This window comes from Bradyrhizobium sp. AZCC 1577 (assembly GCF_036924575.1).
In the GTDB taxonomy this organism is placed as follows: Bacteria; Pseudomonadota; Alphaproteobacteria; order Rhizobiales; family Xanthobacteraceae; genus Bradyrhizobium.
Genome location: NZ_JAZHRQ010000001.1, coordinates 5,549,987 through 5,563,302, shown reverse-complemented (window position 1 = coordinate 5,563,302; position 13,316 = coordinate 5,549,987). Strand labels below are relative to the sequence as shown.

Annotated in this window: 12 protein-coding genes; 5 read left to right on the top strand and 7 right to left on the bottom strand. The window is 64.1% G+C overall.

From position 1 onward, the window contains the following. The first annotated feature begins 1 nt into the window (after nt 1). The 4 genes from V1278_RS26575 to V1278_RS26560 are packed head-to-tail and all read left to right on the top strand — an operon-like array spanning nt 2 to nt 4,086. On the top strand, nt 2-760 hold the full coding sequence (locus V1278_RS26575; protein WP_334382730.1) for an SDR family NAD(P)-dependent oxidoreductase: 759 nt from the start codon (nt 2-4) through the stop codon (nt 758-760). Next, nucleotides 757-1,692: an alpha/beta hydrolase gene (locus V1278_RS26570; protein ID WP_334382729.1), complete on the top strand. Its 936-nt coding sequence runs from the start codon at nt 757-759 to the stop codon at nt 1,690-1,692. The genes V1278_RS26575 and V1278_RS26570 overlap by 4 nt, the downstream gene beginning before the upstream one ends. After that, the gene (locus V1278_RS26565) at nt 1,689-2,879 is read left to right on the top strand and encodes an acyl-CoA dehydrogenase family protein (protein ID WP_334382728.1); all 1,191 of its coding nucleotides are present in this window, start codon (nt 1,689-1,691) and stop codon (nt 2,877-2,879) included. Before V1278_RS26570 ends, V1278_RS26565 begins: the two co-directional genes overlap by 4 nt. A 19-nt stretch (nt 2,880-2,898) precedes the next feature. Then, nucleotides 2,899-4,086, top strand: a complete 1,188-nt coding sequence (locus V1278_RS26560) for an enoyl-CoA hydratase-related protein (RefSeq protein WP_334382727.1) — start codon at nt 2,899-2,901, stop codon at nt 4,084-4,086. A 64-nt stretch (nt 4,087-4,150) separates the two neighbouring features. On the opposite strand, the gene V1278_RS26555 is transcribed toward V1278_RS26560, so the two are convergent. From V1278_RS26555 to V1278_RS26525, 7 genes are read right to left on the bottom strand one after another with little or no spacing between them, the layout of a single operon-like run. Next, the gene (locus tag V1278_RS26555; protein WP_334382726.1) at nt 4,151-5,308 is read right to left on the bottom strand and encodes an ABC transporter substrate-binding protein; all 1,158 of its coding nucleotides are present in this window, start codon (nt 5,306-5,308) and stop codon (nt 4,151-4,153) included. 32 nt (nt 5,309-5,340) lie between these two features. Further along, the gene (locus V1278_RS26550; RefSeq protein ID WP_334382725.1) at nt 5,341-6,387 is read right to left on the bottom strand and encodes a branched-chain amino acid ABC transporter permease; all 1,047 of its coding nucleotides are present in this window, start codon (nt 6,385-6,387) and stop codon (nt 5,341-5,343) included. Nucleotides 6,388-6,390: 3 nt separating this feature from the next. Continuing rightward, nucleotides 6,391-7,263, bottom strand: coding sequence for a branched-chain amino acid ABC transporter permease (locus tag V1278_RS26545; RefSeq protein WP_334382724.1), 873 nt, complete (start codon nt 7,261-7,263; stop codon nt 6,391-6,393). Then, the gene (locus V1278_RS26540; RefSeq protein WP_334382722.1) at nt 7,263-9,197 is read right to left on the bottom strand and encodes an AMP-dependent synthetase/ligase; all 1,935 of its coding nucleotides are present in this window, start codon (nt 9,195-9,197) and stop codon (nt 7,263-7,265) included. The genes V1278_RS26545 and V1278_RS26540 overlap by 1 nt, the downstream gene beginning before the upstream one ends. Continuing rightward, nucleotides 9,197-9,991, bottom strand: coding sequence for an ABC transporter ATP-binding protein (locus tag V1278_RS26535; RefSeq protein ID WP_334382721.1), 795 nt, complete (start codon nt 9,989-9,991; stop codon nt 9,197-9,199). Before V1278_RS26535 ends, V1278_RS26540 begins: the two co-directional genes overlap by 1 nt. Then, nucleotides 9,988-10,836 (bottom strand): ABC transporter ATP-binding protein, encoded by an 849-nt coding sequence (locus tag V1278_RS26530; protein ID WP_334382720.1) that lies wholly within the window; start codon nt 10,834-10,836, stop codon nt 9,988-9,990. Before V1278_RS26530 ends, V1278_RS26535 begins: the two co-directional genes overlap by 4 nt. Before the next feature lie 10 nt (nt 10,837-10,846). Further along, nucleotides 10,847-12,154 carry a phytoene desaturase family protein gene (locus V1278_RS26525; RefSeq protein ID WP_334382719.1) on the bottom strand — a complete coding sequence of 436 codons (1,308 nt, stop codon included), beginning with the start codon at nt 12,152-12,154 and terminating at the stop codon, nt 10,847-10,849. Between the two features lie 240 nt (nt 12,155-12,394). Between V1278_RS26525 and V1278_RS26520 the strand changes: the two genes are divergently transcribed. Next, nucleotides 12,395-13,024, top strand: a complete 630-nt coding sequence (locus V1278_RS26520; RefSeq protein WP_334382718.1) for a TetR/AcrR family transcriptional regulator — start codon at nt 12,395-12,397, stop codon at nt 13,022-13,024. The last annotated feature ends 292 nt before the right edge of the window (nt 13,025-13,316 follow it).

Genomic DNA, 13,316 nt, shown 5'->3' with positions numbered 1-13,316 from the left:
AGTGCCGGCCCGCGGAACACTGGCTTTCGGACGGCTGGACGGCCGCCGCGCTTTCGTGTCCGGCGGCGCCAACGGCATCGGCGCGGCGATCGTGCGGAGTTTTGCCGGAGCTGGCGCCAGGGTCGTGATCGGCGATCTCGATGCGGCGAATGCGGCCGCACTGGCCGGGCAGGTGGGGGCGACAGCGGCAAAACTCGACGTCAGCGATGCGGCTGCGGTCGCCGCGGCGATGTCGGAGCACGGCCCGTTCGATATCGTCGTCAACAATGCCGGCGTCGACCAGCATGCCTTCTTCACCGAGACCACGCCGCAGGACTGGGCAAAGCTGATCGGCATCAATCTCGTCTCGGTTTTTGCCTGTACGCATGCCGCCCTGCCAGCGATGCAATCGGCTCGTTTTGGTCGCATCATCAACGTCACTTCGGAGGCCGCTCGCCTCGGCTCGAAAGGCGGCGCGGTTTATTCCGCGGCCAAGGGCGGCATCATCGCCTTCACCAGGAGCATCGCGCGCGAGAATGCGCGCTTTGGTATCACCGCGAATGCGATCGCGCCGGGCCCTATCCGTACGCCGATGCTGGAGCAGGCGGTCGCCAAAGGCGGCGACAAGCTGCTGGGTGCGATGACGGATGCGACACTGTTGCGCCGGCTCGGCGAGCCCGAGGAGGTTGCCGCCGCAGCATTGTTCCTCGCCTCCGACCAGGCGGCCTACATCACCGGCGAGACGATCGGCGTCTCCGGCGGCATGGGGATCAGCGCATGACGCGGGCCGGTGAACAGATCGCGATGGACCCGGTCGATCGCGCGATCGAACGCATCCGCGCCGTCTATCGGAGCTGGAATCGCGACACGCCGGTCGCGCAGATGCGCCGAGATTGGGACGCGGCCTTCGCCGAGAGTGTGCCTGGCATGTCTTGCGAGCCTGTTTCCATCGGCGGCACTCCCGGTGAGTGGATTGCTCCGGCAGGTGCGCCGCCGGACAAGACGATCCTGTATTTTCACGGCGGCGGATTTCGCATCGGATCGGTGACATCGCATCGCGGCCTGATCGCGCAAGTTGCCGGGGCGAGCGGCTGCCGCGTACTGGCGATCGACTATCGGCTCGCGCCCGAACACCGTTTTCCGGCGGCGCTCGAGGATGCGCTCGGCGCCTGGCGCTGGATGATCGACCATGGCCTCAAGCCGGCCGATATCGCCCTTGCCGGAGATTCTGCCGGCGGCAATCTCGTGCTCGCCGCGATGTGCAGCCTTCGCGACCGGGGTTTGCCGCTGCCGGCTGCAGCGGCGCTGATGTCGCCATGGACCGATCTTGCCGCAACCGGCGCCAGTTACGAAAGCCGTGCCGAAGCCGATCCGATTCACGAGCGCGCGATGATTCTTGCGCTCGCGAAGAACTATCTGGGGGAGCAGGGCGATCCGCGCGATCCGCTGGCCTCGCCGCTATATGCGGATCTCTCGGGGCTGCCGCCGCTCTTCATTCAGGTTGGCGACCGCGAGACGGTGCGCGATGATTCCACGACGCTGGCGGACAAGGCGAAGGCTGCCGGCGTCGATGTCGGGCTTGAAGTCTGGGACGGCATGATCCACGTCTTCCAGATGTTTTCCGAGATCCCGCAGGCAAGGCAGGCGATCGGGTTGGTCGCCAGGTTTTTGCGGCAGCATCTTCAACTCACGGCCGAAAGGACAGCACAATGAACGTCATGGCCGATCCCCGTACTTCGAACGAAGCTGAATTTCATTTCTCGGAGCAGCCCGATCTTTCTGAAGAACTGCGGATGCTGCGCGATCAGGTCCGCCGCTTTGTCGAGAAGGAAGTGGTGCCGCATGGCGAGCAATGGGAACGCGATGGAAAAATCCCGCGCGAGATCTTTCGCCGCATGGGCGCGCTCGGCTTCCTCGGCATGCGCCACGCGGCCGAATATGGCGGCAGTGATATGGGCCCGCTCGCCTCGATGGTGTTCGCCGAAGAACTCGGCCGCTCGAGCTTTGGCGGCTTCACCTCGTCGACCCTGGTCCACACCGACATGTCGGCGGTTCACATCACCCTGCGCGGCACGCCCGAGCAGAAGCAAAAATACCTGCCGGCGATCATCCGCGGCGAGACCATCTGCTCGATCGCCGTGACCGAGCCCGATGCGGGCTCGGACGTGGCTGGCCTGAAGACGCGCGCGCGGCGCGATGGCAATTACTGGGTGATCAACGGCTCAAAGATGTTCATCACCAACGCCGTCTACGGCGACATCATGATCGTCGCCGCGCGCACCGATCCCAACGCCAAGGGCAGCCGCGGCATTTCGCTGTTCATCGTCGAGCGCAACACGCCGGGCATCGCGGTGACGAAGCTCGACAAGCATGGCTGGCTTTGCTCCGACACCGCCGAAATCGCCTTCCAGGACGTCCGCATTCCCGCCGAAAATCTGCTGGGGGAGGAGAACCGCGGCTTCTACGGCATCATGGAGACGTTCCAGAACGAGCGCATCTGCATCGGCGGCATCTGCGCCGGCGAATGCGCCAAGGCAATCGAGCTGACGACAAATTATGTGAAGGCCCGGCAGGCCTTTGGCGGTCCGCTGTGGAACCAGCAGGGCGTGCGCCTGAAGCTGGCAATGCTGGCGACCAAGGCAGCGGCGGCGCGGGCGCTGGCCTATCACGCCGCCGAACTGGCCGAGGCGGGAAAGCCATGTGAGCGCGAAGTCTCGATGGTGAAGGCACTCTCGCCCGAGGTGCTGCATGAGGTCGTGCATGGCTGCCTTCAGCTCCACGGCGGCACCGGCTTCATGCGCGGCACGCCGATCGAGCGCATGGTGCGCGATGCCCGCGTGCTGACCATCGGCGGCGGCGCCACCGAGGTCATGCTCGAAGAGGTCGCCAAGCTGATGTAGCGCCGGAGGATCTTTGGTGATGGAAAGTGAGAAACCTGCTGATTTGGCACGTGCCCTCTACTCGGCACTTGCCACCGGCGACCGTGAGCAACTGGACCGGCTACTCCACCCGGAGTTCGTCGGCCGCACCGCCGAGGGGATGCCCTTCGGCATCGGCGGCCAGCACGATGGCCCGTCCGCGATGCGCAGCAACGGCTGGGGCGCGATCGCCCGCCACTTCGAAGCCCGTGCCGAGCCGGAGCGATTCCTTGATCTCGCCGATAGCCGCTTGCTGGTGACCGGCCGCTACCGCGGTTGCGGCAAGCACAATGGCGCACCTCTTGATGCTGCGTTCGCGCATCTGATCACGGTCGAAGCGGGGCGGATCCGAGCGCTCGAGCAATTCACCGATACGGCGCGCTGGCGTGACGCTGCTGGACCGTTGCGGACCGTGTTGCTCGATATCGCCGATGGCGTCGCTACCTTGCGCTTGAATCGGCCCGACCAGGGCAATGCGATCAATCCCGATATGGCCGACGATCTTCTGGAAGCGGCAACGCTGATTGCTGAAAACGCCAGCGTCCGTGCGGTTCTGATTGCCGGTAATGGACCGAACTTCACCGTTGGCGGCGATCTCGCCGTATTCGCAGGGACCAAGCGAGACGAGCTGCCGAACCGGCTGCGCCGCATGATCGACAGCTATCATCTGGCTATCGAGCGGTTGACCGGCATCGATGCCCCCGTCGTGGCCGCCGTGCGGGGTGGAGCCGGCGGTGGCGGCCTTGGCCTGCTCTATGCTGCCGACATCGTCGTGGCGGCTGACGATGCGCGGTTTGCGCTTGGCTACGGCGCGCTCGGGCTGACGGCCGACGGCGGCAACACGTGGTTCCTGCCGCGCGTGGTAGGAATGCGGCGAGCAAAAGAACTCTTCCTGCTCAACCGCCGTTTGACCGGGCAGGAAGCGCTCGAATTCGGACTGGTGTCGCGCCTCGTTGCCAGCGATGCCGTCGAGGCGGAGGCGGCCGGGCTTGCAATGCAACTCGCGGCGGGGCCGACGCTTGCCTATGGTGCGGTCCGCCGCATGCTGCGCCAGTCGTTCGAGACCAGCCTTTCGGACCAGCTTGATGCGGAGAAGCAATCGATTGTTGCGGCGAGCCGCAGCGACGATGCCGGCGAGGGAATTGCCGCCTTCATGGCGAAGCGCCGACCGCAATTTCGGGGCCGATAGTTCAACGAAAGTCAGCGGAGTCCCGGCGAAGGAGTCTTATCATTCGCTGAGACCCCGCCGGTAGCTAGTTCACCGGCTTGAAGCTGAGCTTCGCAGTGTCCGCCTGCATGATCTGCAGCTTCTGGTTTGAGAAGCGCACGCCGGGACCGAAGCTGATCGGCGCCATCACGCCGGTCTCGACGTTTTTGGTCTTCTCGAGTTCGGCGATGGTGCAGGCCCAGGTCGGCTGCTTGCCGCAGCGTTCGATCGCCGCGATCAGCACTTTTGCGGCAGCATAGCCGGTCATGGTGTAGCGGTTGATGCCCTTGAACTCGTTCTCCGACACCAGCGGCTTTGCCTTCTCCAAAAAGGCCTTGCCGGCAGCACTCGCGAACGGCTCGACATAGTCGACCGCATAGATGCCGTCGCCCGCCGGACCCATCAGCTTCAGCACCGGCTCGACGCGGCCGGGCCAGAAGATACCGGTCACCGGTTTCACGTTGAGCTTTTCCAGCTCCTTCATCATGGCGATGTTCTCGGCGATGATGCCGCCGGCCAGGAAGACGTCCGCGCCGGAGCCTTTCAGTTGCAGCATGTCGGACGAAAAGTCCTGCTGGCCCTTCTTGTAGTTGCCGCTGTAGACGACGTTGAGCTTCTTGGCCTTCACCACGGTGTCAAAACCGTCGCGCACGGTGATGCCGTAATCGTCGTCCTGCGTGATCAGGCCCCATTTCTTGCCGGGGTTCTTGTCGGCGAGATAGTTCACGAGATGGATGATGCCTTCCTCGTAGGACTGGCCGACCACGAACACGTTCTTGCGCGGCGGCTCCCACAGGAATTTCACCGGCGCGACGTCGATCACGGTCGGAATTCCCGCCTTTTCCAGCACCGGCATCACGGCAATGGATTGTCCGGAGCCGGAGATGCCGAGCAGGGCAAAGGCCTTGTCGACGTCGATGACCTTCTTGACGCCCTGGATGGTGCGGGCGGTGACGTAGCCGTCGTCCTCCAGCACATATTTGATCTTGCGGCCGTTGATGCCGCCGGCATTGTTGGCTTCCGCGATCGCGATCTTGTGGCCGATCGAGGCGGCGACGCCGAGCAGCGCCGGCGGTCCGGTTAAGGGTTCGACGTCGCCGATCACGATCTCGGTGTCCGTTATTCCCTGTTCGGCGGCGAGCGCCCCGCTGCCGAACAATGCCCCGGCGAGCAACAGCGACGCGGTCGCCAGATATGCCTTCATTATGTCCTCCCTCTGGTTTGTTGATTTTCCGGTCAGTAACGCAGCGGCCAGTGAACCCATGTCCGCCTTATGTCGTGCCAGGCGCCGACCAGGCCGCGCGGCTGGAAGCGCAGAAACAGGATGATGACGAGGCCGTAGAGCATGCTCTTCAGTTCCTGTGCGCCGGTCGAGAACATCGCGTCCATCTGCGCGCTGAACAGGCTGAAGATCATGCGCGTGGCTTCCGGCAGCAGCACGATCAGCACGGTGCCGAGCACCGCGCCGAGCGCCGAGCCGAGGCCGCCGACGATCAGGATCGCCAGCGCCTCGATGCTGAGCAGGAACGGAAAGCCTTCGACGCTGACAAAGGAGAGGTAGATGCCGTAGAGCGCGCCGGCGATGCCGGTGATGCAGGCGGAGGTGACGAAGGCAAGCAGCTTGTAGGCATGCAGGTTGATGCCCATGACGCGGGCGGCGGTGTCGTTGTCGCGGATCGCGACAAAGGCGCGCCCGACGCGGCTGCGGCGGATGTTGAGCGTAGCGAACAGCGTCAGGATGGCGAAGCCGAGACAGAGATGGGTGAAGGCCTCATCGCTGTCAAAACTGATGCCGAACAGTTCCGGACGCTGCACGGCAATGCCGCGTGCGCCGTTGGTGAGCCAGCGCGCTTCAAGAATCACCGTATTGATGATGAAGGAGAACGCCAGCGTGGTGATGGCGAGATAGAGTCCCTTCAGGCGCAGCGACGGCGCGCCGACGATGAGGCTCGCGATCGCAGGAACAAGCCCGGCGCCGAGAAAGCCGACCAAGGGCGGCATCTGGTATTTCGAGACCAGGATGGCGTAGGCATAGGCACCGGTAACGAGGAAGCCGACATGGCCGAGCGAGATCAGTCCGGTGTATCCCGTGAGGATATTCAGCCCGAGCGCGCCGACGACGGTGATCAGGATGATCGTCACGAAGGAAAGCGCATAGGAATTCAGCGCATAGGGCGCGACGATGAGGGCCACGACCAGCACCGCCGACCACATCCAGACCGGAGGTGAATCGACCAGCGCGACCAGTTCGCCGTAGGTTTGCTTGTAGTCGCCGGTGCGCATCGCCTAGACCCTTTCGATGTCGCGTTCGCCAAAGATGCCGAACGGGCGGATCATCAGCACCACGATGATCATGAGAAAGCCCGCGACCTCCTTCATGCCGGAGCCGAGATAGCCGCCAGCCAGATTTTCCGTGATGCCGATCAGGAGTCCGCCGATGCCGGATCCGAGCACGGCGTCCAGTCCGCCGAGGATGGTGGCGGGAAACGCCTTGAGGCCGAGCTGGAACATCGCCGGGGAAAGATCGTAGGAGATGGCGAAGAACACGCCGGCGATCCCGGCGATCACCGAGGATGCGGCCCAGGCCGCCGCGTGCACCCGCGGCGCGCTGATGCCCATCAGCAGCGCCGTGCGGTCGTCGGCCGCCACCGCGCGCATGGCGACGCCGAACTTGCTGTAGCGGAAGAATGCCCAGATCGCGGCGAGCAGCAGGAGCAACGTCGTGATGACGGCGATCTGCCCGGTGCGGATGCCGATGGTGCCGAGACGGACGATGTCCCGGCCGAAGCCGACATCGAGGCCGTGCGGATAGGCGTCCCAGATGAAATTGATCGACGAGCGCAGGATCACCGCGAGCCCGATCGTCACCATGACGGTGGCGAACACCGGCTCGCCCAGCATGGGGCGCATCACCACGCGCTCGATGACGAGCCCCAGCAGGATGGCGGCGATGATGGCGCCGATGGAAACCAGGAAGAGATTGCCGCCGACCGTGGTCGAGATGGTCCAGGCGATGTAGGCCGTGATCATGGTCATCTCGCCCTGCGCGAAATTGACGAGGCCGGTGGACTTGTAGATCACCGCAAATCCCATCGCGATCAGGCCGTAGATGGCGCCGGTGGCAAGGCCGGAGATCAGGAGCTGGATCAGGTATTGCATCAGCCCTCCGCCGGATAAATGATGGCGAGCTCGCGTGCGAACTTCTTCTCGATCATGGCGCGGCGGACCTTTTGGGTCGCCGTGAGCTCGCCGTCGTCGTGGTCGAGCTCCTTTTCCAGGATGGCGAAGCGGCGAATGTTCTCGACCCGCGCGAAGCGCTTGTTGGTCTCACCCACGATACGCTCGACCAGTTCGTGCACCTCGGGGAGCTGCGACAGCGACTTGTAGTTGGTGTAGGGAAGGGCCCTGTCGCGGGCCCAGCGGCCGACATTGTCGTAATCGACCTGCACGATCGCGCCGAGATATTTTTTCGCCTCGCCGACCACGATGGCTTCCTTGATGAACTCGGAGTCCCTCAGCGCGTTCTCGATCTCCGACGGCGCGATATTCTTGCCGCCGGCGGTGATGATGATCGCCTTCTTGCGATCGACCACGGCGATCTCGCCGTTGTCGAGGACATCGATGATGTCGCCGGTGCGCAGCCATCCGCCGGGTTCGAGTGAAGCGGTCGATGCCTTCTCGTCGAGGAAGTAGCCTTTGAAGACGCCGGGATTCCTCAGGAGGATCTCGCCGTCGCTGTCCTGCTTCCACTCGGTGTGCGGCAGCGGCACGCCGCAGCCGCCCAGCCGGTGATGGCTTTCGGTCTGGATGAAGGCGACGCCGCCGGATTCGGTGAGGCCATAACCCTGCGATACCGGGCGCCCGATGATGTCGAAGAACCGCAGCGTCTCCGGCGAGATCGACGCGCCGGCGCACAGCCGATGCCGGCTGCGCGCGAACCCGAGATGGCGCTGGATGTTGCGGAACATCAGAAGGTAAAGCGCCGCATAGGCCAAGCGATCCAGCCAGTTTTCCGATCCGTCCTGGCGGCGGTCAGACAGCTTGCGGCCCCAGGCCAGGCAGGCGTTGGTAAGACGCTGACGCAGCTTTCCGCTTTCGCCGAGCCGGAACAGAAAGCCCTGCTGCAGCTTTTCGTAGATCCGCGGCACGCCGACGAAGAAAGTCGGCGCGATCTCGCGAATATTGAGCGCCACCGTGTCGATCGATTCGGCAAAGCTGACAGTGCCGCCGAGGACGAGCTGCGTTACCGCGCCATAGCAGCGCTCGGCGACGTGGCAGAGCGGCAGATAGCTCACCGCCTCGAACGGCTTGTCGGCGATGCCGACGGTCTCGGCATAGACATAGGCGGCGTAGATCAGGTTGCGGTGGGTGAGCATCGCGCCCTTGGGCGGACCGGTCGTCCCCGAGGTGTAGACGAGAATGCAGACGTCGTCGGGCGCACCTTGCGTGATCAGCCGGTCCAGCGTCGCATTGGCGTCGGGATTCTCGCGCGCAAAAGTGCGGCCGCGCTCGCAGAGCTGTTCGAACGACATCAGTTGCGATTGGCGGTAGTTTCGCAAGCCCTTGGTGTCGATGCAGACGATGGCTTCGAGTGCGGGCAGGCCGTCCTGATTGGCCAGCGCGTCGAGCACCTTGTCGGTCTGCTCCTGATCGCCGGTTATGACGGCGCGCGAGCCGGAATGGCGGACGATGTATTGCAGCTCGACCCAGGGGTTGGTCGGATAGATGCCGACCGCGACGGCGCCGATCATCTGGGTGCCGAGATCGGCATAGAACCATTCCGGCGTATTCTCGCCGGCGATCGCCACGCGGTCGCCGGGCTTGACGCCGAGCGACATCAGCCCCAGCGCGACCGCGCGCGCGGTCTCGTAATAGTGGTTCCACGAATAGGGATTCCAGATGCCGTATTCCTTTTCCCGCAGCGCCAGCCTGTCGCCGTGCAGGGCGGCGCGCTGGCGCAGCAATTGCGGAATGGTGATGGCGGCTTCCCGGAGTGCCGCGCGGAGCTGGCTGGAGTCGGACGATGGCGCCGCGGTCTTCGTGGCCGCTTGCAGCGATGGGTGCATCGTTCGCATGGTGTCCAGCGTCGACATCAGGCGTTCACCTTGTCCTGCGCCTCGGCGCGGTGGCCGCCGAGATAGGCTTCCGCTACGGCCGGGCTCTGCCTCACTTCGGCGGGCGTGCCCTCGGCGATCTTGCGGCCGAAATTGAGCACGTGGACGCGGTCGGAGATGTCCATCACGATCCGCATTTCGTGCTCGATCATCAGCACGGTGATGTCGAGTTCGTCGCGGATATCGAGCACGAAACGCGCGATATCCTCGGTCTCTTCCTGGTTCATGCCGGAAACCATTTCGTCGAGCAGCAGCAGTTTTGGCTCGCAAGCCAGCGCACGCGCCAGTTCGACGCGCTTCTGCTGGCCGTACGACAGCGTGCCGACCACGGAATCGCGGATGTGCTCGATCTCGAGGAATTCGATGATGTGCTCCACTTTCTGCCGCGCATCGATCTCCTCGCGCCGGGTGCGGCCGAAGTGCAGCACGGCGTCGAGCACGCCGGAGCGCAAATGGGTGTGGCGGCCGGTCAGGACGTTCTCGACCACGGTGCCGTGCTTGAACAGCGCCAGATTCTGGAACGTGCGGCCGATGCCGATGGCGGCGAAGCGCCAGGGCGAGATGGTCGAAAGGTTGATGCCGTCGAACACGATGCGGCCGCCGCTCGGCCGCAGGACGCCCGATATCATGTTGAATAGCGTGGTCTTGCCGGCGCCGTTCGGGCCGATCACGCTGCATATCTCACCGGCGGCGACATCGAGGCTGACATCGGCGACGGCCTGCAGCCCGCCAAAGCGCTTGCTGAGATTTTCGGCCTTGAGCAGCGAAGTCACGACAGCCACCTCTTGCGCCGCTTGTAGTGTTTGACGTCGCGCAGGCTCTTGCGGCCGGAGGAGGGGACGCCGAGATAGAATTCGCGAACATCTTCGTTGGCGGCAAGCTTTTGCGCCGGGCCATCCAGCACGACGCGCCCGGTTTCCAGGATGTAGGCGTAGTCGGCGATATCGAGCGCACGCTGCGCGTTCTGCTCGACCAGCAGCACCGTCATCTTCATCTCGCTGCGCAGGCGGACGATCACCTCATAGATGCGGTCGATGATGAGCGGCGCGAGCCCCAGCGACGGCTCGTCGAGCGCCAGCAGGACCGGATCGGTCATCAGCGCGCGGCCGATCGCCAGCATCTGCTGCTCGCCGCCGGACATGTAGCCGGCGATCTGGTCGCGGCGTTCGAACAGGCGGGGAAACAGTGCGAAGACCCTGTCGCGGCGCTCGCGCGCCTCGGCCTTGGTCCTTGTATAGCCGCCCATCTGCAGGTTTTCCTCGATGGTCAGCGCCGGGAAGACGCGGCGGCCCTCGGGCACCTGCACGATGCCGCGCCGCACTAGCTCGTCGGGGGGGAGGCGGTGCACCTCGTCGTTGCGGAAGCGGATCGCGCCGTTCTCGATCGCGCCTTCCTCGGTGTAGAGAATGCCCGACATCGCCTTCAGAAGCGTCGATTTCCCGGCGCCATTGGAGCCGAGCAGGGCGACAATGCCGCCCTCGGGAACGGCGATCGACACCTCGCGGATCGCCTCGATCGCGTTGTCGTAGACGATGCGGATGTTGCGGAATTCGAGCAGGGCGGATTTCTCGCGTGCTGTCTCGCCGCCTATCGCGCCGGTCTGCGATGCCAGGGTCATCGCGGCGGTCTCAGCCGGCGAGCGGCACGCGTGGCCGCCGGGCGAGGATCGCGTCGGTGACCAGCTTGGCCGTCTCTGCGCAGGCCTGCGTGCCGCCATTGCCGTATTGCTTGACGGCATCGCCGACGCACCAGAGGCCGTCGATCCCGGTCTCGCGCGGAAGATCGTAACCGGCGCAGCTTCGTTGCGCCGGCCAGTCGTCGCGCATCACGCGGATCGACAGGATTTTTGCCCTGTCGAAATTCGCGAACTGCTCGCGCAAATCCTCCAGCGCCAGCGCGGTTTCTGCGTCCGAGTCGAAGTCGCCGAGTGCGGGCACAGGCACGGCATAAGCGACATAAAGATGCCAGCCGGCCGGCGCCAGTTCCGGGCAGGTCGCGGTGAGGTTCGCCATGTTGCAGAGCCGGCGCGTCTTGCCGAAGGTGACGATGCCGGGATGGGCGATCATCGGCTCGCGGTTGGCGATATTGATGACGATGTTGGCTGCAGGGCGCAGCTCCCTGCGCACGCGTTCGACATAATCAGGCGGAAACGCCGCCTCGCCGCCGAGCGCGACGGTTGTCTTCGGGCCGGCATTGCTGATGACGAGATCCGTGTCGATCCGGATTTCCCGGCCGTCCCGCATCACGCTGACGCCCTCGACGCGGCCATTGCTGCTGTGAATCTTCACCGCCGGCGTCGCGAGCCAGATGTCGCCATTGCGCTTGATCACCGCGGCCAGCGAATTCCAGACTCCGATCGTTCCCTGCGGACAAAAACCGAAGCGCTTGAACGCGCCCTTGCTGGTGAAGTAGGTGAGGAAGGCGCGGGCCGGCAGTTCGGCCGCGTTGCAGGCGAAGATCGCCGCACAGAGGTTGCGGAACAGGGCGTGCACGGTGGCATTGCTGGTGTAGCCCTTCAGCCAGTCCTCGGTCGATTGCCGCCCATCCGGCAGGTTGCCGGAGCGGGCGTCGGCGAATTTTTCCAGGATGCGCGAAGCCTGCTTGGTGAGTTGTCCAAGCAGCAGCGACCAGCCGCCGCGGCGGACATCGATCAGCTTGCCGTCGATCAGGAACGAACTGGCCGGTTCAGGCGCGCGGATATCGAGGGGAGCGCCGACCGTGTGAAAGGTCTCCTCGAACACCCCGCCGAATTCGATGGCGATCGCGCCGATATTGACCTTGAAGCCGTCGATTTCTTCCGTGGAGGCGCGGCCGCCGATCCGGCTCTTGTCGTCGACGACGATGGTGCGCAGCCCCGCATGCGCCAGCCGCGCCGCGGCACAAAGCCCGCCGGCGCCGGCACCGATCACGACAGCGTCCGCCCGTTGCTGGGTCACAGAAATTCCCTCCCGAGAGCCGCGGCCGCCGGTTTTCCCGGCGTGTCCGGCTTGTCTGACGGGAAGGGATGATATTATAATCCGACCGGCCGTTCAAATAATTTTTTGAGGCGGTCTAGAATGACAGGACTGCCCGATTGTGGCAGGTCGACCGCGGCGGGCGCCGGGGCGGTATGATAGTGAAGGGCGAGAAGGGGATTCGGACCGCCGTTCCGCGGCGGCCGGTTATGAGAGGCTCGCATGGCGCGGACGCGCTCTGAAAATTACGACGACATCCAGCGCGGCATTCTGAACGCGGCCTGCACGCTGTTTGCGCAGCAGGGATACATGCGCGCCTCGATTGCCGATCTGGCGGATGCCTGCCGGCTCTCGCGCGGCGCGCTGTATCACTACTTCGATTCCAAGGAAGCGATCCTGTTCGCCATCCTGGACGCGCATGTCCGCCAGATGATCGCCGATGTCGAAGAAGCAATGGCACGCCAGTCGACCAATCTCGACCGGTTCCGCGCCGCGATCCGCGCCATCGTCGAACTCAACGCGCGCTCAACCAACGAGCAGCGCCTAATCCTGAACGATCTGGCGTTCCTTGCCGAAGCCGAGCAAAAGGCCATCAAGACGTTAGAGCGGCAACTGGTCGATACGGTTTCGGACTTGCTGATCCGGCTTGATACCGAAGGCAAAATCGTCAAGCGATCGAAGCGCGTCTACACCATGATGCTGTTCGGCATACTCAACTTCAGCCACACCTGGTACGATCCCAAGGGCGACATCGCGCCGCAGGAATTTGCCGACATGGTGGTGGACCAGTTTTTGTACGGCTTCATCGTGCCAGCAGCAAAGACTGCTGCTCAGCGCAGGCAACGAGCCTGAGACTGAGTGGCCTGCCAATCTTCAGCTCGCGCCGAGCGCGCAACTTCCGATCCGCTAGTTCGTCATTTTTCTCGCTGCGCTTCCCAATTATACGACCAGGCATAAGCAAGCCTTTCTCAAACCTGTGTTGTTGGCTGTCGCAAAGGGGCGCAGGACTATCGCGCAGGAAGAGTTGGCTATAGGGACTGTCAAAGCGCCAAAGCCAGCTCGGTTGTCCGCCGATATGAAAACAAAGCTCCTATAATAGTGAGCATCGCGATGTAGCGAACCACCGACTCGAACCCCCGACACT

Coding starts and splice junctions, on each gene's coding strand:
- V1278_RS26570 (WP_334382729.1), top strand. CDS start 757: ATGACGCGGGCCGGTGAACAGATCGCGATGGACCCGGTCGATCGCGCG.
- V1278_RS26565 (WP_334382728.1), top strand. CDS start 1,689: ATGAACGTCATGGCCGATCCCCGTACTTCGAACGAAGCTGAATTTCAT.
- V1278_RS26560 (WP_334382727.1), top strand. CDS start 2,899: ATGGAAAGTGAGAAACCTGCTGATTTGGCACGTGCCCTCTACTCGGCA.
- V1278_RS26555 (WP_334382726.1), bottom strand. CDS start 5,308: ATGAAGGCATATCTGGCGACCGCGTCGCTGTTGCTCGCCGGGGCATTG.
- V1278_RS26550 (WP_334382725.1), bottom strand. CDS start 6,387: ATGCGCACCGGCGACTACAAGCAAACCTACGGCGAACTGGTCGCGCTG.
- V1278_RS26545 (WP_334382724.1), bottom strand. CDS start 7,263: ATGCAATACCTGATCCAGCTCCTGATCTCCGGCCTTGCCACCGGCGCC.
- V1278_RS26540 (WP_334382722.1), bottom strand. CDS start 9,197: ATGTCGACGCTGGACACCATGCGAACGATGCACCCATCGCTGCAAGCG.
- V1278_RS26530 (WP_334382720.1), bottom strand. CDS start 10,836: ATGACCCTGGCATCGCAGACCGGCGCGATAGGCGGCGAGACAGCACGC.
- V1278_RS26520 (WP_334382718.1), top strand. CDS start 12,395: ATGGCGCGGACGCGCTCTGAAAATTACGACGACATCCAGCGCGGCATT.